Annotated in this window: 18 protein-coding genes; 9 read left to right on the forward strand and 9 right to left on the reverse strand. The window is 64.0% G+C overall.

The features are described 5' to 3' along the window. The first annotated feature begins 327 nt into the window (after positions 1-327). Positions 328-1,458: a S41 family peptidase gene (locus GCN75_RS02705; RefSeq protein WP_152281218.1), complete on the forward strand. Its 1,131-nt coding sequence runs from the start codon at positions 328-330 to the stop codon at positions 1,456-1,458. A gap of 76 nt (positions 1,459-1,534) precedes the next feature. Here the strand turns inward: GCN75_RS02705 and GCN75_RS02710 are convergent, their stop codons facing one another. Beyond that, positions 1,535-3,412: a chemotaxis protein CheA gene (locus GCN75_RS02710; RefSeq protein WP_152281219.1), complete on the reverse strand. Its 1,878-nt coding sequence runs from the start codon at positions 3,410-3,412 to the stop codon at positions 1,535-1,537. Further along, positions 3,412-4,266: a protein phosphatase CheZ gene (locus GCN75_RS02715; RefSeq protein ID WP_152281220.1), complete on the reverse strand. Its 855-nt coding sequence runs from the start codon at positions 4,264-4,266 to the stop codon at positions 3,412-3,414. Before GCN75_RS02715 ends, GCN75_RS02710 begins: the two co-directional genes overlap by 1 nt. Positions 4,267-4,732: 466 nt before the next feature. On the opposite strand from GCN75_RS02715, the gene GCN75_RS02720 reads away from it, so the two are divergent. The 6 genes from GCN75_RS02720 (at position 4,733) to GCN75_RS02745 (ending at position 9,266) form a co-directional block, all read left to right on the forward strand. Then, entirely contained in the window at positions 4,733-5,200 is a 468-nt protein-coding gene (locus GCN75_RS02720; RefSeq protein ID WP_152281221.1) for a universal stress protein, read from the forward strand. Between the two features lie 156 nt (positions 5,201-5,356). Then, positions 5,357-6,001 (forward strand): response regulator, encoded by a 645-nt coding sequence (locus GCN75_RS02725; protein WP_034750556.1) that lies wholly within the window; start codon positions 5,357-5,359, stop codon positions 5,999-6,001. Between the two features lie 342 nt (positions 6,002-6,343). Continuing rightward, a complete protein-coding gene (locus GCN75_RS02730; RefSeq protein WP_152281279.1) occupies positions 6,344-7,147 on the forward strand; it encodes a Crp/Fnr family transcriptional regulator in 804 nt (267 codons plus the stop codon). Between the two features lie 244 nt (positions 7,148-7,391). Beyond that, on the forward strand, positions 7,392-7,589 hold the full coding sequence (hemP, locus tag GCN75_RS02735) for a hemin uptake protein HemP (RefSeq protein ID WP_034750559.1): 198 nt from the start codon (positions 7,392-7,394) through the stop codon (positions 7,587-7,589). 85 nt (positions 7,590-7,674) lie between these two features. Next, positions 7,675-8,001, forward strand: coding sequence for a hypothetical protein (locus GCN75_RS02740; protein WP_152281222.1), 327 nt, complete (start codon positions 7,675-7,677; stop codon positions 7,999-8,001). Positions 8,002-8,039: 38 nt separating this feature from the next. Next, the gene (locus tag GCN75_RS02745) at positions 8,040-9,266 is read left to right on the forward strand and encodes a DUF2325 domain-containing protein (protein WP_152281223.1); all 1,227 of its coding nucleotides are present in this window, start codon (positions 8,040-8,042) and stop codon (positions 9,264-9,266) included. 43 nt (positions 9,267-9,309) lie between these two features. On the opposite strand, the gene GCN75_RS02750 is transcribed toward GCN75_RS02745, so the two are convergent. The 6 genes from GCN75_RS02750 to GCN75_RS02775 form a co-directional block, all read right to left on the reverse strand. Continuing rightward, positions 9,310-9,861, reverse strand: coding sequence for a glutathione peroxidase (locus GCN75_RS02750; RefSeq protein ID WP_152281224.1), 552 nt, complete (start codon positions 9,859-9,861; stop codon positions 9,310-9,312). A 71-nt stretch (positions 9,862-9,932) separates the two neighbouring features. After that, positions 9,933-11,297, reverse strand: a complete 1,365-nt coding sequence (locus GCN75_RS02755; RefSeq protein WP_152281225.1) for a sulfite reductase subunit alpha — start codon at positions 11,295-11,297, stop codon at positions 9,933-9,935. A 12-nt stretch (positions 11,298-11,309) separates the two neighbouring features. Beyond that, the gene (locus tag GCN75_RS02760; protein ID WP_152281226.1) at positions 11,310-12,359 is read right to left on the reverse strand and encodes an FAD:protein FMN transferase; all 1,050 of its coding nucleotides are present in this window, start codon (positions 12,357-12,359) and stop codon (positions 11,310-11,312) included. Positions 12,360-12,385: 26 nt separating this feature from the next. Further along, positions 12,386-13,210, reverse strand: coding sequence for a DUF4198 domain-containing protein (locus GCN75_RS02765; RefSeq protein ID WP_152281227.1), 825 nt, complete (start codon positions 13,208-13,210; stop codon positions 12,386-12,388). Between the two features lie 13 nt (positions 13,211-13,223). Further along, positions 13,224-13,739, reverse strand: a complete 516-nt coding sequence (locus GCN75_RS02770) for a DUF2271 domain-containing protein (RefSeq protein WP_099403641.1) — start codon at positions 13,737-13,739, stop codon at positions 13,224-13,226. A gap of 32 nt (positions 13,740-13,771) precedes the next feature. After that, complete coding sequence (locus GCN75_RS02775; protein WP_152281228.1) at positions 13,772-14,425, reverse strand: PepSY-associated TM helix domain-containing protein; 654 nt, start codon at positions 14,423-14,425, stop codon at positions 13,772-13,774. Between the two features lie 283 nt (positions 14,426-14,708). Here GCN75_RS02775 and GCN75_RS02780 point away from each other — a divergent pair, with 283 nt between their 5' ends. Both GCN75_RS02780 and GCN75_RS02785 read left to right on the forward strand, forming a co-directional pair. Beyond that, positions 14,709-15,206, forward strand: a complete 498-nt coding sequence (locus tag GCN75_RS02780) for a pyridoxamine 5'-phosphate oxidase family protein (protein WP_152281229.1) — start codon at positions 14,709-14,711, stop codon at positions 15,204-15,206. 83 nt (positions 15,207-15,289) lie between these two features. Beyond that, the gene (locus tag GCN75_RS02785; protein ID WP_152281230.1) at positions 15,290-15,886 is read left to right on the forward strand and encodes a DUF2239 family protein; all 597 of its coding nucleotides are present in this window, start codon (positions 15,290-15,292) and stop codon (positions 15,884-15,886) included. A 15-nt stretch (positions 15,887-15,901) separates the two neighbouring features. Here the strand turns inward: GCN75_RS02785 and GCN75_RS02790 are convergent, their stop codons facing one another. After that, positions 15,902-16,165 carry a hypothetical protein gene (locus GCN75_RS02790; protein ID WP_152281231.1) on the reverse strand — a complete coding sequence of 88 codons (264 nt, stop codon included), beginning with the start codon at positions 16,163-16,165 and terminating at the stop codon, positions 15,902-15,904. Positions 16,166-16,239 lie beyond the last annotated feature (74 nt).

The following is a 16,239-nucleotide window of genomic DNA, read 5'->3' on the forward strand; positions in this document are numbered from 1 at the left end:
CGTTGCCACAGCCTGTTTAAGTGATCAAGTGATACCAAGTCCTACGGTGATCCACAAGGATTATGCCATATATCGGGGAATACAGAACCGAAACAGGCAAAAGCGCGGGATTGGCGATACAAAGTTTGGCCACTTTGTTGGATATGAGCTGGAAATTGCCGATATCACCTCCCCGGCGACATTACAAGCCCATCCGCACGCAGCCGGCCGAAGGACTGACGGCGAGGGCAGAAACCGATACTTTTTTCCCAATCTTTCGTGTATTGTGTTTCGACAATAATCAGCGGCGCGCGCCCCTGCACGCGTCCACCACCGATGGGGACCTGAATGAAACTGCATTCCTGGGCGCTGGCCGCCCTCACCCTGGCCAGCACGCATGCGGCGGCGGCCACGCCGGGCGAACTGTGTGTACAGGATTTGCGCGCCATCCCGCCATTCCTGCTGGAAAACGATACGGGCGCACGCGCCCACCTGGAACAAAAAGGGCAGGCGTATTTCGACCTGGCGCTGGCCACGGCCACCACGGCGGCGGCCACTGCCGCCGACGCCAAGGCCTGCGATGCCATCCTGGAAAATTATGTGGGCATGTGGCGCAAAGGCCATCTGCACGTGAAACCGGGCAGCGCGCAGGACGTGGCCAAGCCATCCCCCGCCCAGCCTGCCGCGCCGGGACAGCCTGCGCCATCGAAGGAACCGTCGCTGCAAGTCTTGTCCGGGAATACCGTGCTGCTGAACTTGCCCAGCTTTCACGGCCGCTACCGCGCCGCCGTGGCGACCCTGCTCGACACGCACCGCGCGGCGCTGGCGGCGCGCCCCAACTGGATCCTCGACGTGCGCCGCAACGGCGGCGGCAGCGACAGCACCTATGCGCCGCTGCTGCAATGGATCAGCTCGGACGAAACGGTCAGGCTGGGCGCCGAATGGCTGTCCACGCCGGCCAATATCGCGGGGCAAGAGAGCGTCTGCGCCTTGCTGGCGCCGGGCGACAAGGCGTGCGCCGACTTTGCGGCCCAGGCCGTGACACAGATGCGCTCGGTCAAGCCGGGCGAGTATGTGGCGCAGAACGGCACCGACCTCGTCAGCTACGCGCGCCAGGACACGCCGGAGCCACGCCGGCCCGTGCGCGTGGCCGTGCTGATCGACCGCGACTGCGCCAGTTCCTGCGAGGAATTCCTGCTGGCGGCGCGGCAAAGTTTTCACGTGAAATTGATCGGCCGTAACAGCCATGGCGCACTCGACTATTCCAACCTGCGCCTGCACGCGCTGCCGTCCGGCGTGCGCCAACTGCAATACGCCACCTCGCGCTCGGCCCGCTTGCCGCAGCTGCAGGTGGATCTGGGCGGCATCATGCCCGACATCTATTTGCCGCCGCCGAAGGAAGAGGCTGCGCGCGCCCAGGAAATCGTGCGCGTGCAGCGCTGGCTGGAAGGCGGCACATTACGTCCGGATAACATCTGACGCCGCTGGCGCCATGAAAAAAGCCCGCTACACCTAGCGGGCTTTCTCATGAGTACAACGATATTGTCAGGCGTCCTCAGGCCGCCAATCGGACGCTGCTGCGGCAACCATCCATCAGGAACGACAGGCCGACGACCAGCACCAGCTCGCCTTCGGCCGAGCGGGCCGTGCCCGTGATGCCTTCCACGGTGATGGCCGTCATTGGCTTGATCACCAGGTCGGCCGTGCCATCGACGGCTTCCACGGCAAGGATGTACGGCTGCGGCGCGGCGACCACGATGCCCACGCGCTCGCTGCACGACTCGTAGCCCAGGGCGCCGGCCAGCGACCGTACGGGCAATGGACGGCCCTGGTCTTTCAGCACGGGCGCGCCGCCCACTTCCATGAAGGTTTCCGGCAATTCGACGACGCGCTGCACCACCGCCATCGGCAGCGCCAGCGCGGCACCCGAGGTGGAGACCAGCATGGTCGGCACGATGGACAGCTCGATCGGCAGGCGGATGGCGAACTTGGTGCCCTTGCCCAGCGCCGACTCGATGTGGATGGCGCCGCGGTTTTTCTCCACGGCCGTCTTGACCACGTCCATGCCCACGCCGCGTCCGGAAACGCTGGACGCCACTTCCTTGGTCGAGAAGCCCGGCAGGAACACCAGCTGGAAACATTCGTCGTTGCTCAACTGCGCGTTTTCGCTGATCAGGCCTTTTTGCTGGGCCTTGCTGCGCAGGAAGACCGGGTCCATGCCCTTGCCGTCATCCTGCAGCACGATCATCACGCTATTGGCTTCCTGCCATGCCTTGAGCGAAATATACGATTTGGCGGGCTTGCCGGCAGCCAGGCGCGCTTCCGGCGATTCGACGCCATGGTCGAGCGAGTTGCGCAGCATGTGCACGAGCGGATCGTACAGGCTGTCGACCACCACGCGGTCGACTTCCGTCTCCGCGCCTTCGATGGTCAGCTCGACATCCTTGCCCAGGTCTTTCGCCAGCTCGCGCACCAGGCGCGGGAATTTCTGGAACAAACGGCCCACGGGCTGCATGCGCGTGGCCAGCGTGGCCCGCTGCAGTTCCGTCGAGTAGCGCGACGCGCGTTCCAGGGTTTCCGCCAGGGTCGCCATCAACGTGGCGGCCTGGCCTTCGAATTTGAATTGCAGCAAGCGCTCGAGCAGCACGGCAGCCTGGTTGGCGGCCTGCACGGATTCACCGGCCACTTCCAGCAGCGCGTCGAGCTTGACGGCATCGACGCGGATACTGTCTTCCTTGACGGGCGCGGCATGGCGCACTTCCGGGCGTTCCTCACGCCGTTCCGCGCCATCCCAGGCCTTGGCAGCGGGCTTGGCGGCAGCAGCGACAGGCACGGCGGCCACGGCGGCGGGGGCAGCGGCCACGGCGGACACCGGTGCGGCAGCGACCTGGCTGCCGGCCGGCACGACAGCGTTATACATGCCTTCCCAGTCCAGGCCGTCGGCGCTGGCAGTGGCGACGGCAGTGGTGGCGGCAGGCGCTTCGACCACCTGGGCAACGGCCACGGCCACTTCCGCCACGGCGGCGGCAGGCGCAGGCGCATCCATGCCCTTGCCTTCGATGGCGTTCGTCAGGATGTGTTCCAGCTCTTCCGGCATAGCCGGCAAGCTTTCCGGCGCGGCGCCATTGGCCAGCTCCGTCAGCTGGTCGGCCACGAAACCGGATGCCTGCAGCGCCGCCTCGATGGCGATCGGGGTTACCGGCGCGGCGCCCGTGCGCAAGGCGTCGAACAGGTTTTCCGTCAGATGGCAGGCCGCCACCAGCGCGGGCAAGCCCATGAAGCCGGCGCCGCCCTTGATGGTGTGGAAGGAACGAAACACGGCATTCAGTGTTTCCTTGTTGTCCGGATCACGCTCGAGGCGCAATAAGTGCTCTTCAACATTAACCGCAAGATCCATCGCCTCAACGACGAAATCCTTGAGCATATCGTCCATTAGAATCCCAAATCCGCAAGAAGGTCGTCTACATTATCCTGGTCCAGCGCCACCGACGGCACGGACGGGCCCTGCATCAGCGGCGCGTCCTGCTTCTGTGCGAGTTTCTCGCGCACTTCGGCCGGCGCGTTATCGCGCAGCAACTGGGCAAGCTCGTGCTCCACTGTCTTGGTGATGTTGACCACTTTTTTGATCAGCTGGCCCGTGATGTCCTGGAAGTCCTGCGCCATCATGATTTCCAGCAAGCGCGCTTTTTCCGCTTCCGTCGCTTCGGCAACGGCTTGCGCGAACTGGCGCGAATCGCCGGCCAGGGCCTTGAATTCTTCCAGGCTCAGCTTGCCATCGAACAGCGCCGTCCAGCGGCTGTCCATGTCCTTGGCCTTCTTCGACAGCACGTCCTGCGCCGGCATGCCTTCGTCGAGCGTGTTCAGGACCTTGTTGGCAGCCTGTTCCGTCAGGGTGGCGACATATTCCAGGCGGTCCTGGGCGTCGACGATCTGCGACGACGCTTCCGTCAGCGCCTTGTCGTAGCCCAGTTCGCGCAGCGAATCGTGCAGCAGGCGCACGATGCCGCCCAGGCGTTCGAACATGGGCTTGTCGGACTGGTCGACGGGATCGGCCGCTTCGCCTGCGGCGGCGGGCGCTGCTTCCGGCGCGGCTGGCGCGGCAGCGGCTGGCGCCACGGCGGCGGCCGGCACGGCGGCGCTGGCCGAGACCGAATCGAACAGCGCGTCAAAATCGTCATCCGCGATCACGGCTGCGGGCGCGGCGGCCGGCGCGGGCTTGGGAGCGGCCGCGCTTTGCGCAGATACTTCATCGAATAATGCATCGAAATCATCAGCGGCGTTGGTCATATCCCTGCTTCTCCATAATTTGTCAAAATTCCGCCTGAACTGTGCGTTTTACAGACTGATACCCACAATTTCTCGATTAAGATGATTTGAGGCAATACCGCTGCGATGGTGCGAGTGTAGCAGGGCGCCGCCCTGTTGGTAAATCTCAAAACGCGCTTCCTGGTGCAAAGCAGGCCCACAAGAGCTTTTCCACCAGGAAATAAGTGTTCCTGCTGTTGTATTTTGAAATACTACCATTGGCGTGCGTGCAAGACCACGCGCCGCACAAGAAATCCTGCCCCCGGGCGCCCGCGCAACGGTGCCAGGCGGACCCGGCAGCAGCTAAACACGATCTTTCTGCCAATGTTGTCTATACTGAAGGTGCAGTAGTATTGATAATTATCAAGTCTTTACATGAATACAATGCTGCCGCCCCGTCTACAATAAGAGGCGTTGCGCGCGCTGAGTCACCGTCAAAGGACCTGCCATGTATAAGAAAATTCTGATCGCCACGGACGGCTCCACCGTCTCCAACTTGACGGCCTGTGCCGGCGTTGCCTTTGCCGAACAGATGCACGCCGACATCCTTGCCGTGTACGTGGCCCCCGAATACCAGTACCCGGTCTACATTGAAATCATTCCGCCGAGCTATCCCAGCGAAGAGGAATACCGCATCGCCATGCGCAAGGCGGGCGCCGACCACTGGCAGCCCATCCTCGACGCGGCCGCCAAGCGGGGCCTGGAAGCGACGGGCCTGACGGCCTTCTCCGACAGCCCGGCCCTGAAGATCGTGGAAGTGGCGCAATTGCAGCAATGCGACCTGATCTTCATGGGTTCGCATGGCCGCAGCGGCTGGGGGCAGTTGCTGCTGGGCAGCGTGACCAACAAGGTGCTGTCGCACTCAAAACTGCCGGTGCTCGTGCATAGGCTGATCAAGGAACCCGCGCCGAAATAAACGGTCACATGGCCACGGGGGCCGCTGTTACCAGCAGGTACAGTAAAAAGGCAAACGTGCGGCCATTTCAGTTAAAATGACAACGTTTCCCGTTTCTTAACATTTGATTGTCCGGTAACGGACACAGCAGATTACACGCCTCCAGATTGCGCGCCTATGATACGTATTGTGATTGCCGACGACCACACCATCATGCGGGAAGGATTGAAGCGCATCCTCGACGGCGCGCCGGACATCGACATCGTGGGCGAAGCCATCGACGGTTTTGAAGTACTCAACCACGTGCGCCAGGGCGGCTTCGACCTGTTGCTGCTCGACTTGTCGATGCCGGGGCGCAGCGGCGTCGACCTGATCCGCCAAATCCGCAGCGAGGCGCCCAAGCTTGCCATCCTGATCCTCACCATGCACGAGGAAGAGCAATATGCGGTGCGCGCCATCCGCGCGGGCGCGCAAGGCTATCTGACCAAGGAAAGCGCGGGCACCCAGCTGGTGGGCGCCATCCACAAGGTGGCGTCGGGACGCCCCTACATCAGCGCCGAGGTGGCCGAGCAGCTCGTGCTCAACATCATGATGCCGAATGAAAGCCTGTTGCACAAACAGCTGTCGGACCGCGAATTCGAAGTCTTTTCCCTGCTGGTGGCGGGCAAGTCGATCACGGAAATTGCCAACAACCTGCACCTGAGCGTGAAAACGGTGAGCACGCACAAGACGCGCATCATGCAAAAGATGGGCATGAGTTCGCTGTCGGAAATGGTCCAGTACGCCGTAGCGCACCGCCTGCTCTCCCCCTTCAAGACGTGATCCCGGCGGCGCGCGCCCGCGCGCCAGCCGTAGGAACAATCCTACTTCAGCTACCACAGCTCCTACTGCCATATTCAGCCACTGCTGATATTAATTGCATACGCTTGTTGGCATACTGAAACCAGTAATCAAGTTGCTGGGAAGTTACTTCATCACACAGCAAGTCTTCAGCGAATTGAGCATTACCTGCCAGGACGCGCGCCGCCGGCCCTTCGCCGCACCCGCCGCCTTGTGCACTCCGTCATTCAACTCTGAACTACCTGTCACCAGGAGATGAACATGCTGTCCACGCAAACGCCTGAAACCCGCCCCGCAGCACCATCGCTGGCCCCCGCTTCTCCAATGGAAGCGGGACGCCAGCGCCAGGGGCGGCTCTGGTCGAACCTGAAGGAGGTGTGCGACCTGCTGCATATCTCCAGTGCCTGCACCATCGCCGCCGACGAACTACTGTTCCAGCACGTGCAGTTCAAGACGGGCCAGCGCGTGCACACGATCGGCCAGCCGTTCGATACCCTGTACATCGTCAATTCGGGCTTCCTGAAAACCGTGCTCATCGATGAATTCGGCAATGAACAGGTGCTCAGCTTTCCCATGAAGGGCGACATGCTGGGTGTCGACGGCATCCACTCGCGCCATTACTCGTCCGAAGCGGTGGCCCTGTCCGACTGCGACCTGATCCTGCTGCCGTTCAAGAAACTGACGGCGCTGGGCCGTGTCCACCTGGAACTGGAAAACGTCATGTACGGGGTGATGAGCCGCGAACTGGTGCGCGAACAGGCCATGATCGGCATGCTGGGCGCCCTCAGCGCCGAAGCCCGCGTGGCCCGCTTCCTCGTCTCGCTGGCCGACCGCTTTGCGCAGATGGGTTATTCGAGCAAGCTGTTCAACCTGCGCATGACGCGCCATGAAATCGGCAGCTACCTGGGCCTGACCCTGGAAACGGTCAGCCGCACCCTGTCCGCCTTCAATGAAATCGGCCTGATCACGGTTGACCAGCGCACCATCGGCATCAAGGACCCGGACGCCCTGAAAACCCTGCGCCGCCTGCCGCCCTCGCGCTCGCGCGCCAAGCAGCTGGCCGCCGCCAAGCTGAAGGCCGACACCACCGCGACGGCCGCCTCGGCGCAATTGCTGGCCACCATATAAACCCCACTCCGATTTCTTCAAGCTTGGCACAGGCTTGACCCGGCCAAGGCGCGCAAACGCCTTGCCGGGTCTTTTTTGCTGCCGCCCCATCCCTGCGCGCCCCGTCTGCGGCTGCCCTCTCATCGAGCGTGCCGTGCCCGCGTAAAAAAGCGCGGATTCCGCACAAATAAGCCTTGCTTTTCGGGCCACATTCAACAATAATGCAAATACGAATCATTCTCAACTGAGACAAAGAAAGCCCAACATGCAAAGCTCAAAACCAGCCTTGATCCAGGATGCCGCTACCGCCCACGTCCGTCCTCCCGTCAGCATGGCCCAGCCGGCGCGCCGCATCACCAGCGAAGCGCTGCTGCAGCAGGGCCGCGAAGTGGAGATTGAGCACAGCGGCAAGATCTATCGCCTGCGCGTTACCCAATTGAACAAGCTGATCCTGACTGCCTGAAGCAGCACGGCAGCCAGTCACCACACTCGCCAGCCAGTCGCGCCCCGTGCGCGCAGCCAGCCAAACCACCGCACAGGAGTGTTTGATGGCGAATGACCGACCTTCCCCGATGTTTCCTCCCCCGCAAGGCCAGCAGCCTGAATTGCTGCTGTCGGCCGTGCTGCACCTGATGTCGCATTACCATGCGGGCAGTCCCTGCGAGAAACTGGCGGGCGTCATCGAACGCCACTTGCAAGCGCTGTCCGGTTCGCCCGACCTGGGCCCCGTGCTGCAGGCGACCTGCCAGCAACTGTCGCAGCAATGGGCCGCCCTGGTGGCGCTGCACCAGCCCATGCCGCCGAAGACCACCTTGTTCGAGCGCCTGGCACGCATGCTGAGCGCCAAGCGCCCTGCCTCGCCCCTGCCGCAATAATTTCTCTTCAACACCCTACTGCCTAACAGGATATCGCCATGTGTGACAAAGACAAGTCCCTGCCCGTGATCAGCAATTGTTCCAGCGGCGAGGCCGAAACGGCCGCGCTCGCTTCGCGCCGCCGGCGGCTGTGGGAACTGTCGCACACCTGCCATTGCCCGCTGGTCGGCGTGGGCTTGCCATTGGGCTACCTGCGCAAGCTGGTGGGCAAGATGACGGGCGGGCGCGTGCTGGCAGACGACTACGAAGTGCACGTGGGTGCCGTGACGGAATGCGGCGCGCGCAACCGCCTGTCCGAGGCGCTGCAAAAGGAACTCGAACGCCGCTACGCTCCCGTGATCCTGCGCTTTCGCGGCGCCAAGACCACCGAGCAGGTAGCGCAACTGTGGCGCACGGCCGTCGCCAACGGCGACGTGTCGGGCGCCTTCTGGGCCGGCCTGACGCACCCGCGCTGCGACGCGGAGCTGGAAGAACAGATGTGCAGAGACTTGCACATGATCCAGCACCAGGCGGGCGCCTGCGTGCGCGCCGACATGGGCAAGTTCACGGCCTTGCAGGAAGAAAATGTACGCCTGACGCACGAACTGGCCAAGCTGCAACAGCGCGGCCAGGCCATGCTGACGGAAAAAACGGGCGAGCTGGAACGTCAGGAAGCCGTGCTGCTGCGCACGCGCGCCGAATCGATCGGCAAGGACAGTGTCATCGACGGCTTGCGCGCAGAACTGGCGCAATTGCAGGCCGCCATCCCGGCGCTGGAATCGCGCACGCGCCTGGTCGAGCGCCTGGCGCAAATGGATGAGCGCGAAAAGGAATTGCGCCAGCAAATCGCGGAATTGAAACAGGCGCAGCCCCGCCCGGGCGCCGCCGTGCCGCCGCCGGCGGCCAAGCTGGAAGTGCCGACGGGCGGCAAGCTGAAGATGCCGATCCGCCTCGTCGATCAAAGCGTGCTGTGCGTGGGTGGACGCAGCGGCAATGTCGCCACCTACCGCGCCCTGATCGAGCGGGTGGGCGCGCAGTTTGCCCACCACGACGGGGGCCTGGAAGACAATGCCAACCTGCTCGATTCGAGCCTGGCGGCGGCCGACCTGGTGATTTGCCAGACGGGCTGCATCAGCCACAGCGCCTACTGGCGCGTCAAGGATTACTGCAAGCGCACGGGCAAGCGCTGCGTCTTCATCGACAACCCCAGCATCTCCAGCCTGGCGCGCGGCTTGCAGGAAGTGAGCGGCGAGATGGAACCGGCGACGCTGGACGCCGCCGAATAAAGCGTGGGCGGCAGGCGCCGCCCTTGCCTATGCCTGGTTCTGACTAGGCCTGCAACTCGCGCTCGATGGCCTCGCGCAAGACCGCATCGTCGACCGTGGTGTCGGGCGCAAAGCGTCCCACCACCTTGCCCTCCTTGCTGATCAAGAACTTCTCGAAATTCCACAGCACGTCGTCCGGGTGCTCCTGCGTGATGCCGTAACCGGCCAGCTTGGCGCGGAAATCGCTGCCCGGCTTTTCCTGCGCCCGCGGCTGCTGCTCGACCAGGCGCTGGTACAGCGGATGCTGGCCCGGGCCCTTGACGACGATTTTTTCAAACATGGGAAATTGCACGCCAAAGGTGCCGCGGCAAAAGTCCGCGATCTCGGCATTGCTGCCCGGTTCCTGGGCGCCGAATTCATTCGCGGGAAAACCGGCCACCACCAGGCCCTGGGCCTGCTTGTCGGCGTAGAGTTTTTCCAGTCCTTCGTACTGGGGCGTCAGGCCGCAGGCGGACGCCACGTTGACCACCAGCACGACCTTGCCGCGGTATGCATCGAGGCTCGCAGGGTCGCCATTGATGCGGCGCAAGGGAATGTCGTAAATACTGTCGCTCATGATGGCTCTCCTTGGATGAAACAGCCATCATAGCTGCCCGCGCGCGAACGCGCTGGCAGCGGCCGGAAACGTCAGTAGACGTCGCGCCGGTAGCGTCCTTCGGCTGCCAGCGCGTCGAGCGCGGGCCGGCCCAGCATGTCTTGCAGGGCCTGGTCGACGCCGCCCGCCATGCCCGCCAGGCTGCCGCAGATGTAGATGGCGGCGCCCTGCTCCAGCCACAATCTGACTTCGTCGGCATTGCCGCGCAGGCGGTCCTGCACGTAGGTGCGCTCGGCCTGGTCGCGCGAAAACGCCAGGTCCAGGCGCGGCAAGTCGCCGCTGGCATGCCAGCCTTCGATCTCTTCGCGGTAATGGAAATCGTGGGCCGCATTGCGTTCGCCAAAGATCAGCCAGTTGCGCCGCTGTCCCGCCAGCACGCGGCTTTTCAGGTGGCCGCGCAAGCCCGCGATGCCGCTGCCGTTGCCGATCAAGATCAGGGGACGCTGGGCATTGTCTTCCAGGCGGAAACGCCGGTGCTGGCGCAGGCGCAGCTGCACCACGGCGCCGACGGCCGCCTGCGCCGTCAGCCAGCCCGAGGCCAGGCCCAGGCTGCCATCGGGATGCGCATGCTGGCGCACCAGCAAGTGCACGCCGCCATCGCGCGGGATGGAGGCGATCGAATATTCGCGCGGCTGGGTGGAATCGGCCGGCGCGGCCACCTGCACCAGGTCGCCCGACTGCCATTCCGGCAGGCTGCCTGCCACGGGCGCCAGCTCCACATGATAGATGGCGCCGCCGGCGCTGCCGGGATTGAGCAACTGCCGGCGCGTCAAACGCCAGTCGGCGAAAGCGGGCGCGCTCCAGTCGGGCGCGTCGCTGGTGCCGGCCAGGTGGCTCAGGTGCTGGAACCACTGTTCGATGGCGGAGCTGGCGCTGCGGTCGACCTCGATGCGTTCGAACAGGCGCGACGCGCCCTGCGCCGCCAGCCAGGCGTCCAGCGCGCGGCCGAAGCCGCAGAACTGGCCATAGCTGCGGTCGCCCAAGGCCAGCACGGCGTAGTGCAATTGCGGCAGCGCCAGTTCCCCCGTCATCAGGCGCCCCATGAAGGCGGCCGCATTGTCGGGCGCGTCGCCTTCGCCATAGGTGCTGACCAAAAACAGGGCCCGCTCCGCTTGCTGCAGATCCACGGCCGTCAATTCGGCCAGCGCGCACAGGCGCACGGGAATGCCGGCCAGTTGCAGACTCTGCGCCGTTTGCGTGGCCAGTTCCTCGGCATTGCCCGTCTGGCTCGCATACGCCACCAGCCAGGGACGGCTGTCGGCCAGCGCCGCCTTGGCCACAGCGGCGGCACGGCGCCTGGCGCGCGCGCGCAGCCACGGCGCCAGGCATACGCCCGCGTAACTGAGGGACAGGGCGGCCAGCAAGGCCAGCCGCGTCGTATCGTGCGTAAAGATCATGGAATTAACTATTCATTCGTCGAGCATGGCCAGCATGTGGCTGCTCAGCGTTTCGTGATAGCCATGGCCGTCGCGCTGCAGGAAGCGCGCGGCCAGGCCCTGCTCTTCGGCCAGCGCCATGCCGGCATCCAAACCCAGCACCGTCAGGGCCGTCGACCAGGCGTCGGCCGCCATGCATTCGGCGTGCACGACGGTGACGGAAGCGAGTTGATTGGCAATCGGCATGCCGCTGCGCGGATCGATGGTGTGCGAGAAACGAACTGTGCCGTCCTTGAAGAAACGCCGGTAGTCGCCCGAGGTCGCCACTGACAGGCCGTGTAGCGCCAGCAGCATTTCCGGCGGATGCTGTGCATTCTCGGCATTATCGGCACTATCGGCGGCGCCATCGACCTGTTCCAGCATCACCCACCACGGCTGGCCGTCGGGCTTGCTGCCGGCGCCGCGCAGCTCGCCGCCCACTTCCACCAGATAATGATGGATGCCCTGGCTGTCCAGGTAGCGGGCCAGGCGGTCCACGCCATAGCCCTTGGCAACGGCGGACAGATCCAGCTGCAAGCCGCCCGGCTGGCGCGCGCGGCGGGCCGGCAAGTCCAGTTCCAGGCGGCGCCGTTGCCGCTGCGACAGCAGCAGGGCCACGGTATCGTCTTTCGGCGGCAGGAAGCCGGCCTCATCGTAGCGGTTGCGGGGGCCGAAGCCCCACAGGTTGACGAGGGCGCCCGCGCACGGGTCATACGCGCCGCCGGACGCCTGCGACACGTGCATGGCAAAGCCCAGCACTTCGCAAAACGCGGCGGGCAGGCTGTGCCAGCTCCCCGCTTCGGCCCGGTTGAAGCGGCCCAGGTCGGACTCGTCGCTCCAGTGGCTCATTTGCGCCACGACCAGGTCCAGCTGCTGCTGCAAGCCCTGCTGCAAGTCGGCGCTGCCGGCGCGTCCCGGCATGGCGGCCTCCAGCAGGCGCACCGACCAGCTGGTGCCCATCGACAAGCCGCGCAAATCCCGGATCGCGGCGCCAGGCGGCGCGACCTCATCGGAAATATGCTGGGGCAGCAGGACCCGGCGCATCGGCAAGCTGGTGAACAGGCCGCCGCTTACTGCGGCAGCACTTCCACGGACGCCGCGTAGGTGGCACGGCGCTCCGGCATCACGGGCGGCTGGCCGGCCACGGCTGGCGCGGCCGCCGGCCAGGTGCTGCTCAGGTAATACATGCCCGCGGCCGGCACGGTGAACGTGATCTCGCCCTTGGCATCGGTGCTCTGGCGGATTTCGCCCAGCACGCCACGGTAGCGCACGCCGCCTGGCACGAGGCTGAACGCCTGGTTTGCCGCCGGCTTGCCGTCGATCAGGAAACGCCACGTGGCTTTCTCGCCCGCGCGCAAGTCGTTCGGATGCGTGACGGGCACGAATTCCAGGCCCACGCCCGTCGGCTTGAACACTTCCGTGCTGGTTTCGCCATTGCTGAAGAAGGTTTCCAGGCGCGCTGCCGTGCGGGTGATTTTCACGTCTTTCGCATCGGCCGGCACGTCTTTCTTGAAGGTTTCCTCGTTGCCGCGGAAGCGCTTCTGCTCGCCGTTGAGCGTGTAGCTGCCCATCACGTTTTGCGACACGATGGCGGCCTTGTAGGTGCCCGGCTTTTCCATCTTCACGTCGAAGACGCTGCGCAGACGGCCCGTCAGCGTATTGGCCGGCGTGACTTTTGCGCCGTCCGGACCAAAGACTTGCAGCGTATCCAGGCGCAGCGGCTGGTGGTCGATCTCGAACAGGCCGTCGGACACGGCGGCATCCACCGTGACCCAGGCGTCCTTGCTTTCCACCATCGTGCTCGATGGCACCATCCAGCCCCGGTGGGCATGGGCGTTCATGGCCAGGCCAGCCAGGGCCAGCGCGATCAGCGGTTTATTCAGTTGCTTGAACATGATGAGTGCGCCTTTATGGTTTGAGTTGGACGACGACATTGCCGAGTTCTTCCTTGCCTTTGGCAGGAACGGACTGGGCCGATTTCAGCGGCCACTGGAACGGTACGCGCACCAGTTCGCGTCCGCCCGCTTCGCGCGCCGCTTCCACCACCACCTGGTATTCGCCGGCCGGCAGCTTGTCGAGCAAGGCCTTGGCGCCCGGGAAGGTCAAGGTATGTTCGCCCGGCGCGCGCGTGGCGCCGCTGACACCGTCCACGGGCATGGCCAGGTCGCGGCCGCTCTTGCGCCACCACTGGCGCATGTCCTTGAGCCACTTCTCGCCTGCCTTGTCCTTCTTTTTCACGTCATACAGCACCGTCAGGTTGCCGACGACCTTTTGATCGGCCGTTTCCAGCCATGCCGCCACGTAGGGACGGTGATATTCCGCCACGTTCAGTTGCGGGATTTCAAGCTTGAGGGCCAGGTCGGCCGCCATCGCCGAAGTGCCGATCAGGGGAAGGCCAAGCGCCAGGGAGTAGCGTAATTTCATGGTGTGCCTGTAAAAAGGAAAAATAAAAACGATCAGTGAATAAACAGCAAGGCGATCGCGCAAGGTATCAAGATACCGAGGCCAACCATCGGCCAGGTAAATGGCCGGTTGGCCGCGTGGAACTTCAAAATCAATAAACCCGTCAGGCAAAACACGATGCAGGCACCGGCAAAGATATCGATGAACCAGTTCCAGGCCACGCCCGTGTTGCGGCCCTTGTGGACATCGTTGAGCCAGGACACCCAGCCCCGGTCCGTCAGCTCGTATTCGGCAGCCCCGTCTTCCAGGCCGATGCGCACCCAGGCGTCGCCGCCCGCCTTGGGCAGCGGCAGGTAGACTTCGTCGACGCTCCATTCGGCGGGACGGCCGCCCGCATTGAGCGACCATTGCTGCTTGAGCCAGGTCTCGGCGGCAGCGGGCATGGGCGCATTGGCGCCATCATGCTGGGCCGCATAGGCAGCCAGTTCCGCGACGAGGGACGCCGGCACGGTCGCCTGCTGGCGCGTAATGGACGGCTTCGACTCTATCTGGCTGGCGTGATTCAGGGTGATGCCGGTGATGGCAAACAGAAACATGCCCAGCAGGCAAAGTGCTGAGCTGATCCAGTGCCACTGGTGCAAATTCTTCAGCCAGACGGCGCGGCTGGCATTGTTCTTGGCCTTGTCTGCGGCGCCCGCGTTACCCATGGTCCGCTCCCGGCAGGGAGCGCGCCAGATGGCGCGACAAGTCAGTGTGCTTCATTCCTATCCTTCAATCCAAGTTCATGCCCATAGTTTCAAACAAATGATAATGATTATCATTTATTAAGTCAATACATGGGGCACACCGCCAGGCCGGCGTTTTGTAACAGCTTTGAAACATGGCGCGACAAGAGAGCAGCCGTGCGTGCCGCTACGTAAGGTGCCGTACAGAGCCGTGTGCCCCGTTCGCCTATGCTGTTGTTCAGGACAACCACCAAGGGAGCAAGCGATGCCATCATATTCCAGCGAACAACTGGCCAACCTCGCAGCCAGGATCAAGAACGTCAAATTCGGCATGTTGACCACCAGCGACGACATGCGCACCCTCACCAGCCGGCCCCTGACGCAGCAGCAGGTCGACAATGCCGGGCAGATCTGGTTCTTTGTCTCGGACGAGGCCGCCTATACGCGCGATTTGGCGAACAATCCGCAAGTCAACGTCAGCTTTGTCGACACGGGCGACAGCCTGTATGTGTCCGTCTGCGGCCATGCACAGTTGCTGAAGGACCGCGCCAAGGCCGAGGAATTATGGAATCCCCTCGTCAAGGCCTGGTTCCCGGGCGGACCCGGCGATCCCAAGCTGTCGCTGATCAAGGTGACCATCCAGTCGGCCGAGTACTGGGATAGCAGCGCCAGCAAGATGCGGCAATTCTTTGAAATGGCCAAGGCCGCCATCACGGGCGAGACGCCGAAGGACGTGGGCGAGCATGGCAGGGTCGATCTGTAGCCGGACCGACATATTTTACCCGGGTGTTATTGACTTTTAATTTGACCCGGGTAAAATTGCCTGCATTCTCCATGGAGGCAAACATGCACACGCAACCCCAGGCACCAGCCCAGCTCACCGCTTTCGCGGGCAAACGCAAGGTGGCCGCCGGCCCCTTGCACGCGGTGGCACAAACCTTGAAAGAACTGGTGACGCGCGATCCCGATGAGCAAATCCTGATTTTCGACGACGCCAGCGGCAGCCAGGTCGACCTGAACCTGCACGGCAGCCTGGCCGACGTGCTGCAGCGCCTGCCGCGTGCAGCGGCGCCCGTGCAGGCTGACGTACCCCCGCGCACGGCGGGCCGCCCGAAGCTGGGCGTGGTGGCGCGCGAAATCACCTTGCTGCCCCGGCACTGGGAATGGCTGGCGACCCAGCCGGGCGGCGCCTCCGTGGCCCTGCGCAAATTGGTGGAGCACGCGCAGCGGGGCAACAAGGCGCACGACGAACAGCGCCAGGCACGCGAAGCGGCGTATAAAGTCATGAATGCGCTGGCCGGCGATGCGCCGGGCTTCGAGGAAGCCAGCCGCGCCCTGTTCGCCGGCAAGCAACCCGCGTTTCTTGCCTGCGTGCAGGAATGGCCAGCCGACGTGCGCGAACACGTCTTGCAGCTGGCCCAGCGGGGATGGTCCGGGGACTAAGCGCAGGCCGACAGCTCAGACGCCCGTGCTGCCCGTGGTATCAGGGGCGTCATCAGCGCTCTGCCGGCTTTGCCCGGCGGAGCCGGACTGGTGGTGCGGCAGGCGGTCGGCACGCCGCACTTCGCCGATGGAAAACAGGTCGTCGCCGATATCGAGCCCCTGCTCGCTATCGACCAGCACAAAGCTCTCGGCCGACTCCGCCGTGCTTTGCTTGCTGCCTGCCGAGGACGGCGTGCCGCCCTGGCTATTGCCGGGCTGCGGCGTATTCGAGTTTCCCATCATCTTCTCCCTGATCGTGAGTGCGAGTTGACTGCGAGGTGATTGCAAGGTGATTACAAGGTCATTGCGAGGTC

It is taken from the genome of Janthinobacterium violaceinigrum, from assembly GCF_009208555.1.
In the GTDB taxonomy this organism is placed as follows: domain Bacteria; phylum Pseudomonadota; class Gammaproteobacteria; order Burkholderiales; family Burkholderiaceae_D; genus Janthinobacterium; species Janthinobacterium violaceinigrum.

What these genes read in the sequence shown, in the direction of transcription:
- GCN75_RS02790 (WP_152281231.1), bottom strand. Translation starts at nt 16,165, where the DNA reads ATGGGAAACTCGAATACGCCGCAGCCCGGCAATAGCCAGGGCGGCACG.
- GCN75_RS02750 (WP_152281224.1), bottom strand. Translation starts at nt 9,861, where the DNA reads ATGAGCGACAGTATTTACGACATTCCCTTGCGCCGCATCAATGGCGAC.
- GCN75_RS02720 (WP_152281221.1), top strand. Translation starts at nt 4,733, where the DNA reads ATGTATAAGAAAATTCTGATCGCCACGGACGGCTCCACCGTCTCCAAC.
- GCN75_RS02730 (WP_152281279.1), top strand. Translation starts at nt 6,344, where the DNA reads ATGGAAGCGGGACGCCAGCGCCAGGGGCGGCTCTGGTCGAACCTGAAG.
- GCN75_RS02770 (WP_099403641.1), bottom strand. Translation starts at nt 13,739, where the DNA reads ATGAAATTACGCTACTCCCTGGCGCTTGGCCTTCCCCTGATCGGCACT.
- hemP (WP_034750559.1), top strand. Translation starts at nt 7,392, where the DNA reads ATGCAAAGCTCAAAACCAGCCTTGATCCAGGATGCCGCTACCGCCCAC.
- GCN75_RS02725 (WP_034750556.1), top strand. Translation starts at nt 5,357, where the DNA reads ATGATACGTATTGTGATTGCCGACGACCACACCATCATGCGGGAAGGA.
- GCN75_RS02755 (WP_152281225.1), bottom strand. Translation starts at nt 11,297, where the DNA reads ATGATCTTTACGCACGATACGACGCGGCTGGCCTTGCTGGCCGCCCTG.
- GCN75_RS02715 (WP_152281220.1), bottom strand. Translation starts at nt 4,266, where the DNA reads ATGACCAACGCCGCTGATGATTTCGATGCATTATTCGATGAAGTATCT.
- GCN75_RS02765 (WP_152281227.1), bottom strand. Translation starts at nt 13,210, where the DNA reads ATGTTCAAGCAACTGAATAAACCGCTGATCGCGCTGGCCCTGGCTGGC.
- GCN75_RS02780 (WP_152281229.1), top strand. Translation starts at nt 14,709, where the DNA reads ATGCCATCATATTCCAGCGAACAACTGGCCAACCTCGCAGCCAGGATC.
- GCN75_RS02740 (WP_152281222.1), top strand. Translation starts at nt 7,675, where the DNA reads ATGGCGAATGACCGACCTTCCCCGATGTTTCCTCCCCCGCAAGGCCAG.
- GCN75_RS02775 (WP_152281228.1), bottom strand. Translation starts at nt 14,425, where the DNA reads ATGGGTAACGCGGGCGCCGCAGACAAGGCCAAGAACAATGCCAGCCGC.
- GCN75_RS02760 (WP_152281226.1), bottom strand. Translation starts at nt 12,359, where the DNA reads ATGCGCCGGGTCCTGCTGCCCCAGCATATTTCCGATGAGGTCGCGCCG.
- GCN75_RS02710 (WP_152281219.1), bottom strand. Translation starts at nt 3,412, where the DNA reads ATGGACGATATGCTCAAGGATTTCGTCGTTGAGGCGATGGATCTTGCG.
- GCN75_RS02705 (WP_152281218.1), top strand. Translation starts at nt 328, where the DNA reads ATGAAACTGCATTCCTGGGCGCTGGCCGCCCTCACCCTGGCCAGCACG.
- GCN75_RS02745 (WP_152281223.1), top strand. Translation starts at nt 8,040, where the DNA reads ATGTGTGACAAAGACAAGTCCCTGCCCGTGATCAGCAATTGTTCCAGC.
- GCN75_RS02785 (WP_152281230.1), top strand. Translation starts at nt 15,290, where the DNA reads ATGCACACGCAACCCCAGGCACCAGCCCAGCTCACCGCTTTCGCGGGC.